Genomic DNA, 18,762 nt, shown 5'->3' on the forward strand with positions numbered 1-18,762 from the left:
CACATTTGTACAACATTTTTTGTGAAACAATTTTGTAGACTAATGAAACGACTGTCATGAGCCGTTGTAGCCATCATGAACCAAATTGAATTTTTTGCATGACATCTACTTCAGATGTCGTTAGCGCCGTCCTACCACTTAACGTTAATGTAACTGTGCATTCGCGTTTAGGCTGCGACGGTGTCGGTTTCGTGACATTTCCTCTACACGAGGTGACATGCACATATTTGGGGTTAGTATTCAAGCTACTCCCTTCCAATGCAAGCTTGGGCTGAGTTCCTATCGTTTCCAGCAGCTTTGTCATCCAATTAAGCTCCTGCAATGGATTTTCAGCTACAATCGTTGCCGTTAACGTCTTGTTAGTCTCAAACGAAGTAATCCCACGATGTAACACCTCCATGCTGCTCAATTCCCACAACACATAAGGCATAATAACCTCGTCGCTTAAAGCACCAACGTACACATTGCTATTTTCACCTAAAATCGTTTTGGTCCATTGACCTGCACTTTGCAGCCAGTTATCGATGGCTATGTTTGATGCTTGGTCATACATACTCATCCTCCCTCCTGTTCAGTCACGGTGGCATTCGCATTCCCAGCTAGGCCAGCCACTATCACTTTCCTAGCTTATTGCCTTGCGCCGTAGCTGCTTTTTCTTACTAGATGTAAGCTGCTCTGGCACACATCGTGGCAAGCTGCACACCTGACTTGTTCCGACCCATTTCCCCCACAAGCAACCTTTGCAGGCTTGAGGCTGTTGTGGGAGATCTATGGACGGTAAGCTTTTTAATTTTTTACTCACAAATATCCCTCCTGCAAAAAGACACAAAAAAACAACCGCAAGCATGTACGGTTGTTTTTGATGTCCAATATTGTTAATGAATGAACTTAGATGATTTGATGATAACGTGATGTTTCATCCCTTATCCTTTTCATCCACATTACTAATTTAACACGAGATTTGTCTATGCAAGGGACAGGTGGCGGTCAAGTAGCGGTCAACGAGAGGACAGGTTACTTTTCACCTTATAAAACAAGCTTTATTCACAATAAATCCCTTGTTCATTGATTACCTTTTATTTTTTATTGTGAGCTCTTCGCCCCTAACTTCTGTTTCAACCGAGCCAATTGCAATAAATGATGACAGAAATGCATTTCAATGAGCAGGAACCACTCCTTTGCATCTAAATATCCAAATCTAGGATGAGCAATTTTATATTCATTAGTCTCAGTAGCATCACTAATAGTATGGTTAACTCTAGGCTCGAGTTGTTTCATTTCCTCTAATACCTGCAACAGTCCTGAAAGAAGTTGCTCCTTGCTCTCTGGCTGTTTTGGTGTATACTGCGGGGAAGCAGGCACAGCAATACGGATCGGCGCAAAGCCTCCCTGATCAAATATAGCTTGACCTTGCTCTGTTTTGCTTGTGGAAGCGGTCGCGGAAGAAATCGTTGCTGGCTCCATTCCAGTTAAGCATTGCTTAATGTTAAACATGTGCATGTTTTGACTGGCTTGAATTAAATGCATATACATTTGACCTAGTGACCAATCTACCTCATCTGTCGTGTAAAGGAGATCATTCATACTCAATCTCTCTAACTCCGCAACATATTGCTTTATTGTTTCCTCAAGCGAATCAAGCGCTTCTTTTGTGCTTCTCATTGTATTCATTTCTCCTTTTTATTTTGTTTCCTGCCTATATAGTAAAAAAACGCTACTGACAACTGTATGTCAGTAACGTTTTAACATTTTTAAAGTCTCTTCTTTTATTTTTTGTCTAAAATCAAGTGGTTGTACCACTTCAACTTTACTTCCCCAACCTAGAACATGAGGCAACAATTCCTCCACTTGACGTACTTTAAAATAAACAAGTAAGTGCTGAGCCTGATGCTCTACTTTATCCAAATAAAAATGACTTTGCTCTTTTATTTTATCAATAATGTTAGGGTCTGCCCTCAAGATGACCTCAATATTTCGATCAGCCTGTGGAGCATATTTCTGTAGATTAAAGCCTTTTGGATAAGCAAAGGTTTCATCTAAAATATGAAGCTTTGTCATACGAGACAATCTAAAATGACGAATGCTTTTTCGTAAATCACAATACGCCACTACAACCCAATTTCCATTAAAAAGCGTTAGACCATAGGGATCAGCGGTGCGCTCAGTAGCACGATTCCCATCATCCTCAGCAATGCTTTTCATATAATGAAAGCAAATTTTATTACGATGTATAATCGCAGCTCTAATTTGCTCTAAAGCTTCCTTTTCTGCATGATCAGGTTGATGCTTAATGAGCTTCATCGTATCGCTGATCAATCTAGCTTCAGCTTGAATCGCTTCGGGCAAAACCGCTTGTACCTTTCGTTTCGCAGACATTGCCGCGGTGCTATAATCCTTCTCCAAGCTTTGCTGAATAAAATCCATCCCAACAAGCAATGCCACAGCTTCCTGCGCAGTAAAACCAACTGGTGGCAAAAAATAACCGTCCATCAGCAAATAACCTTGTCCAGGTGCTCCAATGATCGGAACCCCAGCTTCACAAAGTGCTTGAATATCTCGATAAATCGTTCTTATACTGATTTCAAATTGCTGTGCTAACTGCTCTGCCTTTACTACCTTTTGGTGTTGAAGCTCTAACAAAATAGCAAGCTGTCGGTCGGTTTTATTCATAATTTAGCGATTATCCACCTTTTCTGGGTACATATCATGGTTCATTAAGCGGTGCTCTGCCATCTTCTCATATTTTGTGTTTGGTTTTCCGTAATTCGTATAAGGATCAATGGAGATCCCTCCACGTGGCGTAAACTTGCCCCATACCTCAATGTAATTCGGGTCCATCAGCTTAATGAGGTCATTCATTATAATATTGACACAATCCTCATGAAAATCTCCATGATTACGGAAGCTGAATAGATACAGCTTTAAGGATTTGCTTTCTACCATTTTAACAGCAGGAATATAGCTAATGTAAATGGTCGCAAAATCAGGTTGTCCTGTGATAGGACAAAGGCTTGTAAATTCAGGGCAATTAAATTTCACCCAGTAGTCACGGTACGGATGCTTGTTATCAAAGCTTTCAAGTATTTCTGGTGTATACGTAAATGGATATTGTACCCCTTGATTGCCAAGTAGGGTCACGTCCTGCATTTCTTCTTTTTGTCTTCCTGGCATAAAATAATCCTCCCAAAGAAGGCACTTACAATTAGCGATTGACGTAAGGAAGAAAAATGACGCTACGAGCAGAGGGTTGCTTCACTCGCTGTTAAAACTAAATTTCTGATTAGAAGTAGCTGTACGTTGAAATTTAGTTTTAAAGGCGAACATTGCATTGTTCCACAATCCCTCTCTCTTCCGCTTTGTATTCCTGCCGAAGTCAAACACTAATTATAATTGAGCCTTATTTATTATAATTTTTTAGAGTAAATGAATTTTAAAAACTTTAAAATAACCTAAACTCCTTGCTTATTCCCCCACACTAATGCATGAAGCTGTGGTAATACTCTCACATCGTTTAGTTCACTCGATGCCATCACAGACTCAATAAGCAGTTCATATCTGCGCAATAAATCCATCGTATGTGCGGGGTAATCCATTCGCTTGACGTCTTCGTTTCCGACCTGCAAATATAAGGTGACGTCAGGGAATTTACGATGAACTAGCTTGGCGTATTCCAAGTCCTCGTCATTAAATATGACGACCTTGAGACTCACCTCATAAGGGACAGGACGCTCTGCTAAACGGTTCACGATCATTTCTAGCGTCTCCCAATTTGTAGTCATGCCAGAGCTTGGTGGCTTAGGCGATAAGGTGACTTGATCAATTTCTAGTAGCCATGACTGCCAACGTGAACCTTGGGTTTCGATCGCCACAGTAATGTCATATTGATGCAAAAGGCGAACTAGCTCACCCATATTTTTTAGCAAAGCAGGGTTGCCACCTGAGATAGTAACGTGTGAAAAACGATTGCCAGCTAGAGAGGTTAGCTCCTGCCAAATTTCGTGGGGAGTCATCGAAACAATTCGCTCCTTGGCGCTTCCATCCCATGTAAAAGCAGAATCACACCAGCTACACCGATAATCACAGCCTGCTGTGCGTACAAACATCGTTTTTTGCCCGATCACCATCCCTTCTCCCTGAACAGTTGGACCAAAAATCTCCATAATCGGTAGACTTAATTCCGTCATGACATCCACTCCCGTCTAGCTTCCGCATAGCTTGTAGGAGTTTCATATAAACGTACAAATTCCACTCTCGCTGCTAGCTCCCTCGGACAATATTGCCCAGATTCAAAAGCTAGCTGTGTTTGTTCATATATCCACACGACGATATTTTCAGCGGTTGTATTCATCGCTGGTAAGGTTTCGTTTAAATATCTATGATCTAAATAAGGCTCGATTTTTTCTCGCCAAATTTGCTTTAATGTTCCAAAATCGACGGTAATACCGATATCATTGGTAAAACCACTAATGCCAAAAACAACCTTGTACGTATGCCCATGCAAATTTTTGCATTTGCCTTCATAAGCATGTAAATGGTGTGCAGCATCAAAGGTAAATTCCTTACTAACCAGTACACGCCGCTGATGATATTTTAATTGCTCCTTGGTAATGTCTGCTCCAAGCTTTTGCAAAGCTTCAACAATGACAAATTCCCCTGGCAGCTTGTTCATACTCATAAGCTTAATTCCTTTGATTTGGGCTTTTCATCCTTATCCTGCAAAAACGACTCCAAACCCGCCTTACGCAACTGACATGCAGGACATGTGCCACAACCATCTCCAATGATGCCATTGTAGCAGGTTAACGTTTTTTCACGCACAAACTCAAAAGCACCTAATTGATCCGCAAGCTGCCACGTTTGCGCTTTGTTAATCCACATTAATGGCGTATGAATAACAAAATTATGATCCATTGCTAAGTTTAAGGTTACATTTAACGACTTAACAAAATTGTCCCGACAATCTGGATAACCACTAAAATCCGTTTCGCATACCCCAGTTACTAAATGTCGTGCACCAATTCCCTTCGCAAATACAGCCGCAAAGCTTAAAAATAAATGATTACGTCCCTCCACAAAGGTGCTTGGCAATTCACCTTCTTTATGCTCGATTGCCACATCGTCACTCGTTAGTGCGTTATGGGTGAGCTGTCCAAGTAAGCTCATGTCTAGCAGCGTCCATTTGACCCCTAATTCCTCTGCAATTTGCTTAGCACAATCAATTTCAAGGGAATGTCGTTGCCCATACCCGAATGTCACCGCCTCAACCTCTGCAAACTGCTGCATAGCCCAAAACAAACAAGTGGTACTGTCTTGCCCTCCGCTGAAAACAACAACGGCTTTTTCTTTTTTGAACACAAAAAATCTCTCCTCTTCAATAAAATATAGACACGAAGGTCTACGGAAGAAAGAGAGTTTCATGAACTAAACCATAAAAAAACATTGATCGAAGTATGTCCCTAAATCAATATACCTGACCGTAACAAAAAAATCGGGTATAAAACCATACTCCGATTCCATTAGTTTTTTATAGAGGGAGTTCGCGAACCTCTCCCATGCTAAGCATGGATATCTTCATTTGCCTTCTCTATTGTAGCACATCTACATGTTAGACTTAAACTAAAACGTTACACTCTGCCTGCACGTACACCTCTAAATTCATAGCCACCGCAAGCAGCGCAATCGCACTAGCCTTAATTCTTCGATATGTACGGTCACTAATGCCCATCTCATTACAGCTAATAAAGTCGTATTCACATTCATCATCTAAATAGCTACGTCGAATAACCTCCTGTTGGGTGGTGGATAAGCTTGCCATCGCTTGGTCAAGCAGCTCTGATTTTGCTCTAAGCTGTTGCTCCCGATCCACATTATAAATGGCAGCTTGGGCGGTTGTATTACTAATTTTATGTGTTGCACCATGAAAGCGTTCCTGATAGCTAGATGTCAGACTTACACTTTTACGAATGATACCAATTTGACGATAAATTCTAATTTCTTCTAAACGTTGCTCCACTGCGAGTCTTGTTGCCGTACGGTCTATAGGCGCGGTATTAAAAATAAAAGAAGATACTTGATGACGTCGTTTCATAATGAGCAGCCTCTCTTTCTTTGTTACCGTTTCGGTAATTATATCTTTATTATATAGTACCGTTTCGGTAATGTCAAACCTTTAAATAAACCAATTCGGTAATAAAAAACTTTACCTATGAAGTAGAATATGTTATGCTGTGTACAGTAATTTTATAGGGCAGAAGAGGGATAATAATGCAAACATTAGGTGGGAGAATTAAATATCTCAGAGAATTAAAGCACTTAACTCAAAAGGACTTAGCTGCCCAAGCGGATCTTACAACGGTTCAGCTATCCAGGTATGAAACCAATGACCGCAAGCCAGATCCAGAAGCTTTAAGACGGATCGTGGATGCACTTCATACCAGTGGAGACTATTTGCTTGGACGAACGGAAGACCCTGCTCCGATTGAGGAAAAGGCGTTGAATATGTCCTTTTATGGTGGGCCAGAGGCGTATACCGCAGATGAAATTGCAATGATGGAGGCGGCACTTAAAGCCTACCGCGAACAAAAAAAGAAGCTGTTAAAGGATTCTGAGCGTTAACGGCGAATAATAAATAATAAGATAAGCACAAAAGCTAAGCCCTTCATCTGTAGGGCTATTATTTTCACGCTTTAACCGAACATACATTCCTATTTTCTATTATGAGGTGGTACTATTGTTATTTTCCTACTATAAAGAAACGTTTCTTGAACAGTGGATTCATAATAAATATGAGGAGCATGGCATTATACATATTACAGACTACAGCATTGAAAACATTGCCGCTGCCTTTGATGTTAATCTTGTTTTTGGCAACTTTCCTCCCTTTTCTGACAATGAGGATCGTGTCATTTTTTTAAATAAACATAGTGATCCTGTGCTAACTAGGGCGATTTTTTTCCATGAATTATGCCATGTGCTTAGACATGCAGGTGACCAACGTGTCATGCCAGAGCTGTTTAAGGATGCGCAAGAGGCGGAAGCGGAGCAATTTGTGCTTTATGCTGCAATCCCTTTTTATATGTTTGCAAAAATGGAGGTGCCTGATCAGCGCTGTGAAGCAATTCCATATCTTGCTGAGCATTTTCAAGTTTCAATGAAGGTTGCTGAGGATCGCTTGGATCAAATCCAACGTCGCATTTTACATGGCTCATTATTGGCTGCGGCACGTGAAGCACATCAAGAAAACAAGCCAAAACAACAGCCAAACTGGACACCAGAAACGACACGTATTTTAGATCAGCTTAATCAACAGCTTGTTAAAAGGGGGCAATCTCATGCACATCGCCGCGTATTGTGATTTTGATGTTGATTATGTAAGACCAAGACAACTTATCGTTCGCTTACTACCGCAGGATTATAATAAAGAAATTATTTATTTTCCGATATCAGGTCCGTTTGTTCCTTTTGAAGCAGAGGATTTTAACGAAGATTTGTGGGTTTCGGTGCTTCTAGAGGATTTAGTGCGTCCCGCTAAGGGACAAGGAGTCATCGGTATCCACTTAGCAGCAATTCATGCGCGGCATGGAATTGAAGTGCTTAATCTCGTCATTCAATTTGATGATGTGGAAGAGGTACTTTTAATGCGCTCAAGATGAATAATACGAGAGTTGAAATGCAATAAGGGGATGCAAGTGGGAATACACTGTAGCCAAACATTTTACTTTTTTGGAGCAAATCGTGAAGCTACGTTGTTTTCCCACTATTGCCTTTGCTTAGGCCAATGAAGTATTAAGATTATCTAGTAAACTAGCTGTATAAGCAACATAGCCCAGATCACAATCGAAAACACCCAACATAAGTGAGCAAGTCTTTTTTCCTTGCGACTCCCATTTTTTACTAGACGTAAGGCTAACTTTAGTTTAGGTAAAATCTGAGAATGTATCCCTTCTGACCCTAAGCTATCTGCGATTAGATGAGTCCACCACCCTGTAATAAAACCTAAGGCTAAATACATAATCATTAGAGATTGCTCACTCGCAAAGGAGGTTAAGCCAATCGTTAATATTAACCCAAATTCAGGGGTATGTATAAAACCACGATGCGATAATAGCGGGACAAGCAACAAGCTTAGACCAGCAAAAGAGGCAATCCAATGCCAATCGTACAGCATATAACCCACAAGCAGTAAAGCGCCAATACCTGTTAATACCATCACTCTTAATCTAGCTAATACGGCTGCGAGCAGCCCTGCTCCGATCCATAACGGCCAGCTTCGACTTACTAGCTCTATCTGAGAATATAGCGGGAAGCTAAGTGAAGTGATGGGTAGTCCTGCTTGCAAACCTAACAAAACAGCTCCAACTCCAATTAAGAAAATGGAGATACCTCTCAGCCATTTGCGTTTTTTTCGAGATAGTTGAATAATTTGACTTGCTGTACTTGATTTGTGATCAATGTCTGGGGCTAGGCCACCAACAACCGCCATTCCCATAAACAGAGATAGCGGTAAAAAACCTGCTTGTACATCGATAAGGGGGGACAATGCAACCATAGCTGAACCTGTAAATACTGCTGCTGCAACGTGCCCTTGCTTATTCATTCCTTAATCACATCCATTTCTGTAGTTCATGCTGTAGTAGACTTAAAACCAAAAATCCTAAGAATAAAAAAGCCCCATCCAAACAATCTGGATGAGACTTATCTTAAGCTAGGCAAGTACTCACTTATTTACTAAGTTTACAGTTCCTCACCATTTGTTGCAATGACTTTTTGATACCAAGCAAAGGAATCCTTTTTGCTACGTTTTAACGTTCCGTTTCCTTCATCATCTAGGTCTACATAAATAAAGCCATAACGTTTAGACATTTCAGAGGTCGACATACTTACAAGGTCAATTGGGCCCCATGCTGTATAACCCATCAACTCGACACCGTCACCAATAGCTTCCTTCATTTGCTCGATATGCTGCTTCAAGTAGTCGATACGATAGTCATCATGAATAGAGCCATCTTCTTCTACCTTATCGTATGCACCCAGTCCATTTTCAACGATAAACAATGGTTTTTGGTAACGATCGTACAAGTTATTTAAAGTTACACGAAGACCGATTGGGTCAATCTGCCAACCCCAGTCAGACGCTTTCAAGTAAGGATTTTTAACCCCGTTAAACAAGTTGCCAGACGATTTTTCCCCTTGTGGTTCAGAGGATACAGTTAACGTCATGTAGTAGCTGAAGGAAATAAAGTCAACGGTATTGTTACGTAACATTTCCTCATCCCCAGGCTCCATCGCGATCACAACGTCATTTTCTTCAAAGTAACGTTTGATATAGTTAGGATAGTAACCACGAGCATGAACATCTGTAAAGAAGTAATTCATTTGGTTTTCATGTTGTGCCTTCAAAATATCTTCTGGATTACATGTGTTTGGATAATATTCCATGCGAGCCAACATACAACCAATTTGCGCACCAGGCATAATTTCATGACCAAGCTTAGTTACCATTGCACTTGCTACAAATTGATGATGCAACGCTTGGTACATGGTTTGAATTTTGTTGTCAACATCATCCACTAATACACCACCACCGCTATACGGGCTCATGGTCATGACATTAATTTCGTTAAAGGTAAGCCAATATTTCACTTTGTCCTTGTAACGCTTAAATACGGTTTCCGCATAATTCACATAAAACTGAATCACTTCACGACTTGCCCAGCCATTATATTTTAAAGTTAAGCCAAGTGGTGTTTCATAGTGTGATAAGGTAACTAATGGCTCAATTCCATGCTTATTAAGCTCATCAAAGACGTTATCATAAAATTTAAGACCAGCTTCATTAGGCTGTGCATCGTCACCGTTAGGGAAAATACGTGCCCAGTTAATAGACAGACGGAAAGTCTTAAAGCCTAGCTCTGCAAATAAAGCGATATCTTCTTTATAGTTATGGTAAAAGTCGATACCGTCTCTTTTCGGAAATCTTGCTTCAAATTTTCCAGCCAAAATTTCTTCGATTCTTTCTTTAGTAATATCCATGGCGTGGTCATTTTTGCGTTCTGCCTTAGGAACCCAAGCAATCATATCTGCTGTAGATAAACCTTTACCGTCTAGATCATAACCGCCTTCAAGCTGGTTAGCTGCAGTTGCACCACCCCATAGGAAGTTTTCAGGAAATTTCAACGTTTTTTTCGCCATCTTCTTTGACCTCTTTTCGTAAGTATTTATTAATATGGTGAGTCCACTATGGACTGATAAAAAAAACCTAAACGTCTGATAAAATTAGCCTTCCCCATTCAATAAAAAGGAAAACATTACTTTATCATCGGTTTAGGTTTTGCCTGCAAATTGCAGTAACAATCCAAAGTTTGATGAAATTGATTTGATTAATTTTTATGGTAGCATAGCATTTTTTTAAATGCAATTCATGTGGTGTAAGTTGAATTTTAATTTCAAAGATAGGCTTCAATGTATGCTTTCTATGAAACTGGAATCCAATTTTCACTCAAAATATGACTATGTCATAGATTAAATGCTAAGATACGTTTATATCTTTAACTCATTAATCAGTAAAAGGGGTCGAAGCCACCCTCTGCCGTAGCTGCTTTCCCCCTGAAGTTAGCATTCCACTAATTTTTGTTTTGAGCTCTTAAAGTTTATGAGAATTAGAAAATGAGGTGTTGACATGAACATTGCTACAATCGGGACAGGAAGTATTGTAGATACATTTTTAGCGGCAGCAGAGCAAGTTGCTGGAATTACACCCGTTGCTATGTACTCTCGTAAGGAGTCTACGGCAATGCCCTTAGCCCAAAAATATAACATATCTAAAATTTATACGGATCTTAATGCTTTAGTCTGTGATTCATCGATTGACTTTATTTATGTCGCGTCTCCGAATAGCCTACATTTCGAGCACACACTCCTTGCGCTTCAGCATGGCAAGCATGTGATCTGTGAGAAACCCTTCACATCTACGGTGGAAGAATTAGAATTATTGATACAATATGCTAAGCAAAATAAGCTAATGCTATTTGAAGCAATTACTACGATTCATTTACCCAATTACAAGCTCATTCAAGAGCAAATAAACCTTCTTGGTCCAATCAAGTTCATTCAATGCAATATTAGTCAATATTCACGAAAATATAATGATTTTTTAGCTGGAGAAACACCAAACGTGTTTAATCCTAAATTTTCAGGCGGCGCATTATACGATATTAATATTTACAACATTCATTTTGTGCTTAATCTGTTCGGTAAGCCAACTCATATTCATTACACTGCAAACAAGCATGCTAATGGCATTGATACTTCTGGTATTGCAGTATTAACTTATCCTGAATTTATTGCAGAATGTGTGGGTTGTAAGGACACGAGAAGTATGAACTTTGCTTTGATCCAAGGAGAAAAAGGTTATATTCATGTGCTTAATGGAGCCAATGGCTGTGAAAAGATTTTAGTTCATCTTGATAACGAGGTACATGAATTAAATGAACAAAACAATCCAAATTGGTGGTATTACGAATTATTCAACTTCAAACAGATTTTTGAAAATAAGGACTACGATGCTTGTTACGACCTTCTAGCATATAGCCATAATGTGCTTGAAACGCTGGTTGCTGCACGTCAATCCGCAGGTATCATATTTGAAGCAGATTCTGTAATAAGAACGACAAAATAATCAAAAAAGGCTCAGTCTTAAAATAGTACTTCACAGCCACTCCAAACTCGTGAAGAGGCAGGGGGATTTTGCTGAAGATTTTCTTTTAAAGGTAATCTTTTGAAGATTTCTTCTACAATAAATCCCCTATACTAACCCTCGCTTTATGCAGTTTATTCTTCCTGTTGTCTTAATACATACATATATAGAACATCAAAAATATACTTTACCGAAATCACACTTGTTATTTTTGACAAACGCATCTGCTGCATATATCCATTGGTTAATAACACTTCGTTACATAGCGTAGCTAAAGGGGAGTTCTTATCATGTGTCACCGCCACAATGTGCTTACTATGGTCCTGTAATATTTTTGCAGCCTCGATCATTGAGGCATTCATGCCTGTATTTGAAATAAGGAATGAAATCGTTGGTTTTTGTTTTGGTGCGCTCATTAAATAATGAAGGTTTGCATTGTTGTGTGCAACAGCATGAATGCCAATCTCATTCCATTTTGCGCTTGTTTCCTCAGCGACATAATAATTTGTATTCGTTCCGTATATGTCTACACGCTCTGCACCTTGGATCCAATCCGCAATCCTTTTTAATTGAGTCACGTCAAAACTTGCCTTGGTCAACTCTAAACTTTGATTATATAAATACGGAACCTCTTCAATAATTGAGGTAAGTGAAGTAGCTTGAGAGGTAACTTGTGATGTAGCATGATCAATTTGTTGCTCCACCAAGTTTTTGTGATCATATTCTAAGGCGAATTGAAGCTGAAAATCCGGATAACCTTTGAAGCCAAGCTTTTTACATAAGCGGATGATCGTTGCAGCACTTGTATATGTAATTTGCGCTAATTCATGCGCAGTACTTGTGAAAAGCAACTGCGGTTTTTCTAAAATCGTATCTATAATTCCCTGCTCTAACGTGGTGACATTAGACATATATTTCAGCTTCTGTATTAGCATCTTTAAAGTTTTTTCCCCTCGCTAACATAAATTAAAACCTTACGATAGTTAGTCCTCAAAATGGTTAAAGCTTGATGATATTAGTATACCATGTCCACATCATATAACGACAACTAAAGACTTCTGTTCAGGCATTATCTGCTACCAATCTCCTAAAATGAGTGTAAATCTAATACTCTTTACCTATTTTTTACATAGAATTAATATATTCTTTGATTTCTCTCGACTCTATTATGCTATGATATTTTGGAAACTAAAGAATCGAGAGGGGTTTAGTAACTTATGTCATGGAAAAAAAATGTGGTTAAAGCAACCGTTCGTGTAACGGCAGCAGCATTATTACTGACTCAACTACTTGGCGCAGGTGGCGTTGTCTCTGCTGCGAGTGAAGATGTAGAGGTGCATTTAATTGGGATCAATGATTTCCACGGTCAGTTAGATACGACATCCGTAGTTAGTGGTAAAAAGGTAGGCTCTGCTCCAATTCTAGCAACCTATTTAAAGGAAGCTAGAGCCAAACACAAAAATAGTATCCTTTTCCATAATGGAGATTCTGTAGGTGCTTCTGCACCTGTCTCATCTCTTGAAAGAGATGAACCTACGATGGAATGGATGAATATGATGGGCTTTGACGTAGCCTCTTTAGGTAATCATGAATTTGACCAAGGGATTGCGGCATTAAAGGCACAAATCTTTGGTGGACTTGATCCAAAAGAAGGCAAGGTTACTCATGCTGGCGCAAAATTTGATTATGTAAATGCAAACGTAATTGAGACCTCCACTGGCAAAACGTTAATTAAACCATATGTAATTAAAGAAGTAGGCGGAGTTAAAATTGGATTTATTGGTCTTGTCACTAAATCTACACCAGCTAAGGTTGCCCCATCTGGCACTAAGGGCGTTTCTTTCTTGAGTGCTGAAGAAGAGGTTGCGGCGGTCAACAAATATGCTAAAGAATTACAAGATCAAGGTGTAGAAACGATTATCGTCTTGGCGCATGATCCAGCAACAACTAAAGATGGTGAAACAAAAGGTGAAGCCGCTGATTTAGCAAAGGCATTGCCAGCAGATTCCCCAGTTGATGTAATTGTTGCAGGAGATAACCATGCATTAGCTAATGGTGAAGTGAACGGAAAATTGATCGTACAAGCTTATTCTTATGGAACTGCATTTGAGGATATTAAGCTAATCATCGACCCTGCTACTGGGGATGTAAAGGAGAAATCCGCTACCATAACCCAAACTTATCAAGAAGGTATTAAGCCAGATGCAGAAAGCTTAGCTATTATTAAAAAGTCATTAGATAAGCACCCTGAGCTGACGAAACCAGTAGGTACAACAGACGGAACGGTTACGCGTACAGATGCTTATAATAACGAAGCAGCATTAGGTAACTTAATTGCTGATTCAATGCGTTATGCTGACTTTGGAGATAAAGCTGAGGCTGCTGATTTTGCATTTATGAATCCAGGTGGTATTCGTGCAGACCTTCCAAATGGGGATGTTACTTTTGCAGACTTAGCGAAAATCCAACCCTTTGGCAATACCTTAGTTAAGTTAACGCTTACTGGGGAACAAGTAAAAACCTTGCTACAACAGCAATGGGGCACAAATGCAGATGGTACGCCAAATACAAAAACGTTGCAAATTTCTGGTTTAAAATATAGTGCTGATTTTAGCAAGCCTGTAGCTGAACGTGTAACTAGCGTGACATTGACAGATGGTACACCACTTCAGGATAGCAAAACCTATACAGCCGTCGTTAACAACTTTATGGCAGCAGGTGGCGATAACTATAAAGTATTAGTTGAGGCGAAGTCCTCCTTAATCGGTCCAATTGATCTTGATATATTCTACAAATATATTGTAGATACATTTAAAGGTGGAAAAATCGAAGCTAAAATTGAAGGCCGTATTAATAATCTAAATTTGCCGAAAGTAGAAGAGCCAGGCAAGGAAAAACCAGTTCCTGTTCCTACACCTAATCCTGTTCCAACTCAAACTATCTCTCGTGCTGAATTTGTAACTATATTAGTGAATATTTTGAAGCTTAATGAAGTAACAACTGCTCCTAAATTCAAGGATGTTGACGTAAATGCAAGCTATGCAGATGCAATTGCAGAGGCCGCACACGCTGGCTTCATTCAAGGGTATGGTGGCAACTTTAATCCAGATCGTGAGATTACGCGCGAGGAAGCCGCTACGATTGTAGCTAAATTGTTAGCGAAGCAAGCTTTAAGTAAAGATGCCAAAATTATTGTTGCAGAGTACCAAGATGGTACAACCGTATCTAGCTATGCGGTTGAGGCTGTAGCTAAGCTTCTTGAAAAAGGAATTTTTCCGCGTGTTGATAAAAACATATTAGATCCAAGACATCCATTAACTCGTGACGATGCAAAAGAATTAATTGAAAAAACGATTACGGCAAAAGCGTCATAAACGTTAATTCGTTTTAATACTAAGCGTTTATATTTACGGTGGTTGGTACCATTATATGTAGTAGAGGGGGATCTCAAAGTGCCGAAATGGCAACTTGGGATCCCCCTTCCATTGGCTTTTCTATCGATTAGCTCCCTAGTTATTGATTAGCTCCGTAGGATTCATCCCCGTTATTTTTTTAAATAACGTACTGAAATAAGGAATGTTTTTGTAACCGACCCGTTCTGCCACCTCGTAAACTAACATGTTACGCTCTAGCAAAAGCTCACGTGCTTTTTCGATTCGTACTCTAGTTAAGTAGTTATTAAACGTTTCGCCTGTGAAGCTTTTAAAAATAATTGCAAGATGATTACGTGAAATAAACACCTTATCTGAAAGCTCTGCAAGTGTAAGGTCTTTCGCATAATGTTCATGAATATAACCCGTCATAAACTCCACAATTTGCCTATGCTTACTACTTCCCTTCCATTGTCTACTGTTAAAAATTTGGGTGATTTTGTTCGTAAGCCATTGCTGTAATTGGTCTAGCCCAAGTAAGCTATCAATTTCTTTCACAATGTCATCATGATTAAAAAACTCGTCTAGCTCCTGTCCAGCTTCATATAAGGAATAGGTAATCACACCCCATAACTCACTTGCCATCAATTGAAGTGCCCTTTGGGAAATTGTGTGTTGCTTCTTTATTTCTAACATATAGCTACTGACAAGCTGATGTGCCTCGGTTTCCTGTGATGACTTGATCGCAGTCGCCAGTTTATAGCAAAACTTAACAGGAGACAAATGAGCTTTTCCCTGCTCAATATTTTCATTTTCCCGATACATATACACCTCACAAGCAGTTGTCATTCGTAAGGTTCTATCATCCATAGCTCGAAATGCTTCTTCTGTAGAGTCAGAAATCTGTGTCCATGTATCCTTTAATCCTCCAATACCAATACGTGCAGCTAACTTTAGATAACTCCCGATGTTTTGAATAAGCTTAGTCCCAAGCTCTTCAAGCCTGGGCTCTACTTGCCCCGTTTGTTGCATTTCTTCTAGGCAATGGGCATCAGGATGAATAATAAGTAACGCCCTTGTGCTATGAAGCTCCGTATATTCCATATCAGAGAAAAACCTACCTGCCACTTCACAGGCGATATTACTGACAGCAAATCGAAACAAGTTCCAATCAGACAAAGACAAGCAATTGGCACGTTGATCACGAATTAGCTCAATCCCAACAGTAAAATGCTTTCGCTCTAGCCAATATTGATAGGGTGGGGGAATACGCCCATTCTCTTTATACAATTCATCCAACGTTCCAACAGCTACAGAACGAACCCATTCTTTCTCCACAAAGGGCTCATACAACCTCATTTTAAATTCCAGTTCTCCTACAACAATCCGCTTCTTTTCCTCTTCCTCCAGCTCCTGAATCACTTTGGACAAGATCGATTTTAATGTAGGTAAGCTAATCGGCTTAGAAATATAGTCACTAACCCCAAAACGAAGTGCTTGCCTAGCATGTTCAAAATCCGAGTAACCACTCAAAATAATAATTTTACCTTGAAAGCCTTCCTTTCTAAGCTGCTGGATCATCTCAATCCCACTCATAACGGGCATATATAGATCAGTAATCACAATGTCTGGCTGAACGTCGGAAATCATGAGCAAGCCGTCCTCGCCATTAAGCGCTTCTCCTACCCATTTTGCCCCTAGCTCCTCCCAAGGAATTGCCCCTTTCATCCCCTTTAAAACTTGGCGTTCATCATCGACAATGGCGATTTTCCACATCATGGTCCCTCCTCTGTTAACAAGACATAAACCTTTCATGCTCCTTTTTATTTTACATTCATTCCGTTTTAGTTGGAGGCGCTTGCAAAAGAGGGAGTTTAATTTCTACCCTCGTGCCTCCTTCTTGACGTTCAGTCAAGGTAACACCATAGCTTTCACCAAAATAACCAGCAATCCGCTCCTTCACATTACGCACTCCATATCCACCAGTGCGCCTTGGATTATCATTGTGCAGGGATTGCTTTAGCCCAACTCCATCATCTTCAATGACAATCTTTAGCGTATCCCCATTCTTTTCAATCCTTATAAATACGTAACCCTGATGCTTTTTATTAAAACCATGTACAATACTGTTTTCTACAAACGGCTGTAGCGTAAGCTTTGGAACAAATAAGTCTTGAAATTCTGATGTTTGAGGAACATCAATTTCATATTGAAGCCCTTCTCCCCAGCGAATCTGCTGAATTTCCAAATAACATTTAATATGTTGCAGCTCGTCTGCGATGGTAATAAAGCTATTTCCGTTAGATAAGCCAATCCGAAACATTTTGCCCATCAATTCTAAAATCCGACTAAGCTCATTTTGACCCGCCTCAATTGCCATCCAGTTCAGTTGATCCAGCATATTATACAAAAAATGTGGGTTAATGTTAGCTTGAAGTGCTTCAATTTCCGCTTTGCGTTGCTGTTCATAACGTTGCTCTAATGTCAGGTATAGCTCTTCAATTCGCTCATTTTGTTTACGATAACCAGAAAATAAATAGCCAAACTCGTTTTCATAATCACGAGGAAGATCTGCAGGACCACCGCCAGAACCACCATGCACACCACGCCCAGCGCCACCAACTGAATAAACACGCATCGCAGTCACTAATTTTTTAATCGGCTTTGTAAACTGTCTGCTTAAGAAGTGAGTAATTAATAACACAAGCAAAATTGCGGCAGCACCAATTAACGCAATCAACTCTGCTAGCTTGACACTACTTGCCGTCACCTGTGTCCATGACGTAAATTCAATCAATGTCCAATTCGAATTATTCATTCGAGAGTACACAAGCAAGGTATCCTGTAAGTCGCCTGTTTCTGGAATATGCTCATATCCTGATTGATTACTTTTAAGATCAACCCACTTTGACCATTGACTTTGCTCCAGTGTGGAACCGATTTTCATCATTTGTTGTCCATCACTGCCCACCATAATTCGATTTGCCCCATCTGAGTTCCCTGCTAGCAGCTTGCGAATTTCATTGGCTTTAATATGGATAACAAGAACCCCTAAAGAATCATTTTCATTACTCACCTTTCGGGCAAAGCTAAGCACGGGAATCTCACCTTGTGTACTGACAAAATTGTACTCCTGTGACCAACAATAATCGCTTTTCACCAAACATTTAGACCATTTTTGCTCATCCAGCTTTTGCAGGTCTCTAAACTGAATATAATTTTGACGTTCACTTAAAATTGGGTTATCCATATAAAGATCAATACCCTGAATAATCGGAATGGCATAGGTTAAGTTAGCTAGACCACTTTCCACCCCTGCACGTCGACGATAACGCTGAAAGTCATCTTGTCTATTAATTAAAAAATTAACCAGCTCTGTATCACGTGAACTAGAAAGGGAGATCTGTTCAATCATAATCAAACGTGTGTTAATTTCATTATTACGTTCATCTAGCAATTGCTGCTGATAATGAGAGGTTGCCTTCACAAGTGCTTTAGAAGAATTGCTATAGCTTGTCCAGGCAATAACCGCAATGACGGTAATAAGAATGAGGGCAAAGCTATAAAAAAACAGACGATCAATTCGATACTTTTTAAAAGGGTTAGTCAGAGGCACTCCCTACCTTCTCTACCTATTTAGACTATTTAGACGAAATAAACGGTAAAGCTACGAGTTTATTCGATGCTTTACCGTAA

The 18,762-nt window shown here is 39.8% G+C and carries 19 protein-coding genes and 1 riboswitch; of the genes, 5 read left to right on the forward strand and 14 right to left on the reverse strand.

All coding sequences use genetic code 11. The features are described from left to right. Nucleotides 1-73: 73 nt before the first annotated feature. From J2Z32_RS06730 to J2Z32_RS06770, 9 genes are all read right to left on the reverse strand, one after another. On the reverse strand, nt 74-559 hold the full coding sequence (locus J2Z32_RS06730; protein ID WP_210088421.1) for a hypothetical protein: 486 nt from the start codon (nt 557-559) through the stop codon (nt 74-76). 63 nt (nt 560-622) lie between these two features. Further along, nucleotides 623-802: a hypothetical protein gene (locus J2Z32_RS06735; protein ID WP_210088422.1), complete on the reverse strand. Its 180-nt coding sequence runs from the start codon at nt 800-802 to the stop codon at nt 623-625. A 281-nt stretch (nt 803-1,083) separates the two neighbouring features. After that, nucleotides 1,084-1,662: a DinB family protein gene (locus J2Z32_RS06740; protein ID WP_210088423.1), complete on the reverse strand. Its 579-nt coding sequence runs from the start codon at nt 1,660-1,662 to the stop codon at nt 1,084-1,086. A 69-nt stretch (nt 1,663-1,731) separates the two neighbouring features. Continuing rightward, nucleotides 1,732-2,670, reverse strand: coding sequence for a helix-turn-helix transcriptional regulator (locus J2Z32_RS06745; protein ID WP_210088424.1), 939 nt, complete (start codon nt 2,668-2,670; stop codon nt 1,732-1,734). A gap of 3 nt (nt 2,671-2,673) precedes the next feature. After that, entirely contained in the window at nt 2,674-3,171 is a 498-nt protein-coding gene (queF, locus tag J2Z32_RS06750; RefSeq protein WP_210088425.1) for a preQ(1) synthase, read from the reverse strand. Between the two features lie 278 nt (nt 3,172-3,449). After that, on the reverse strand, nt 3,450-4,184 hold the full coding sequence (gene queE / locus J2Z32_RS06755; protein ID WP_210088426.1) for a 7-carboxy-7-deazaguanine synthase QueE: 735 nt from the start codon (nt 4,182-4,184) through the stop codon (nt 3,450-3,452). Further along, complete coding sequence (gene queD, locus J2Z32_RS06760) at nt 4,181-4,669, reverse strand: 6-carboxytetrahydropterin synthase QueD (protein WP_210088584.1); 489 nt, start codon at nt 4,667-4,669, stop codon at nt 4,181-4,183. The genes queE and queD overlap by 4 nt, the downstream gene beginning before the upstream one ends. Nucleotides 4,670-4,671: 2 nt before the next feature. Continuing rightward, nucleotides 4,672-5,355 (reverse strand): 7-cyano-7-deazaguanine synthase QueC, encoded by a 684-nt coding sequence (queC, locus tag J2Z32_RS06765; protein ID WP_342453928.1) that lies wholly within the window; start codon nt 5,353-5,355, stop codon nt 4,672-4,674. Nucleotides 5,356-5,510: 155 nt separating this feature from the next. After that, nucleotides 5,511-5,554, reverse strand: a riboswitch (PreQ1 riboswitch). A 57-nt stretch (nt 5,555-5,611) separates the two neighbouring features. Continuing rightward, on the reverse strand, nt 5,612-6,088 hold the full coding sequence (locus tag J2Z32_RS06770; protein ID WP_210088428.1) for an ArpU family phage packaging/lysis transcriptional regulator: 477 nt from the start codon (nt 6,086-6,088) through the stop codon (nt 5,612-5,614). Nucleotides 6,089-6,264: 176 nt separating this feature from the next. On the opposite strand from J2Z32_RS06770, the gene J2Z32_RS06775 reads away from it, so the two are divergent. The 3 genes from J2Z32_RS06775 (at nt 6,265) to J2Z32_RS06785 (ending at nt 7,652) form a co-directional block, all read left to right on the forward strand. After that, on the forward strand, nt 6,265-6,615 hold the full coding sequence (locus J2Z32_RS06775; protein ID WP_210088429.1) for a helix-turn-helix domain-containing protein: 351 nt from the start codon (nt 6,265-6,267) through the stop codon (nt 6,613-6,615). A 115-nt stretch (nt 6,616-6,730) separates the two neighbouring features. Continuing rightward, entirely contained in the window at nt 6,731-7,354 is a 624-nt protein-coding gene (locus J2Z32_RS06780) for an ImmA/IrrE family metallo-endopeptidase (RefSeq protein WP_210088430.1), read from the forward strand. Further along, nucleotides 7,332-7,652, forward strand: coding sequence for a hypothetical protein (locus tag J2Z32_RS06785; protein ID WP_210088431.1), 321 nt, complete (start codon nt 7,332-7,334; stop codon nt 7,650-7,652). Before J2Z32_RS06780 ends, J2Z32_RS06785 begins: the two co-directional genes overlap by 23 nt. Nucleotides 7,653-7,795: 143 nt before the next feature. On the opposite strand, the gene J2Z32_RS06790 is transcribed toward J2Z32_RS06785, so the two are convergent. Together J2Z32_RS06790 and J2Z32_RS06795 are read right to left on the reverse strand one after the other, a co-directional pair. Beyond that, nucleotides 7,796-8,596, reverse strand: a complete 801-nt coding sequence (locus J2Z32_RS06790) for a metal-dependent hydrolase (RefSeq protein ID WP_210088432.1) — start codon at nt 8,594-8,596, stop codon at nt 7,796-7,798. 137 nt (nt 8,597-8,733) lie between these two features. Further along, the gene (locus tag J2Z32_RS06795) at nt 8,734-10,191 is read right to left on the reverse strand and encodes a glycoside hydrolase family 1 protein (protein WP_210088433.1); all 1,458 of its coding nucleotides are present in this window, start codon (nt 10,189-10,191) and stop codon (nt 8,734-8,736) included. A 487-nt stretch (nt 10,192-10,678) separates the two neighbouring features. Between J2Z32_RS06795 and J2Z32_RS06800 the strand changes: the two genes are divergently transcribed. Further along, nucleotides 10,679-11,677 (forward strand): Gfo/Idh/MocA family protein, encoded by a 999-nt coding sequence (locus tag J2Z32_RS06800; protein ID WP_210088434.1) that lies wholly within the window; start codon nt 10,679-10,681, stop codon nt 11,675-11,677. 152 nt (nt 11,678-11,829) lie between these two features. Here J2Z32_RS06800 and J2Z32_RS06805 read toward each other — a convergent pair whose 3' ends face one another. Further along, complete coding sequence (locus J2Z32_RS06805; RefSeq protein ID WP_210088435.1) at nt 11,830-12,630, reverse strand: MurR/RpiR family transcriptional regulator; 801 nt, start codon at nt 12,628-12,630, stop codon at nt 11,830-11,832. 282 nt (nt 12,631-12,912) lie between these two features. On the opposite strand from J2Z32_RS06805, the gene J2Z32_RS06810 reads away from it, so the two are divergent. Beyond that, nucleotides 12,913-15,069, forward strand: a complete 2,157-nt coding sequence (locus tag J2Z32_RS06810; protein WP_210088436.1) for a 5'-nucleotidase C-terminal domain-containing protein — start codon at nt 12,913-12,915, stop codon at nt 15,067-15,069. A gap of 135 nt (nt 15,070-15,204) precedes the next feature. Here the strand turns inward: J2Z32_RS06810 and J2Z32_RS06815 are convergent, their stop codons facing one another. Further along, nucleotides 15,205-16,842 (reverse strand): response regulator transcription factor, encoded by a 1,638-nt coding sequence (locus tag J2Z32_RS06815; RefSeq protein ID WP_210088585.1) that lies wholly within the window; start codon nt 16,840-16,842, stop codon nt 15,205-15,207. Nucleotides 16,843-16,900: 58 nt separating this feature from the next. After that, a complete protein-coding gene (locus J2Z32_RS06820) occupies nt 16,901-18,676 on the reverse strand; it encodes a sensor histidine kinase (RefSeq protein ID WP_210088586.1) in 1,776 nt (591 codons plus the stop codon). Between the last annotated feature and the right edge of the window lie 86 nt (nt 18,677-18,762).

This window comes from Paenibacillus turicensis (assembly GCF_017873435.1).
GTDB lineage: Bacteria > Bacillota > Bacilli > Paenibacillales > Paenibacillaceae > Fontibacillus > Fontibacillus turicensis.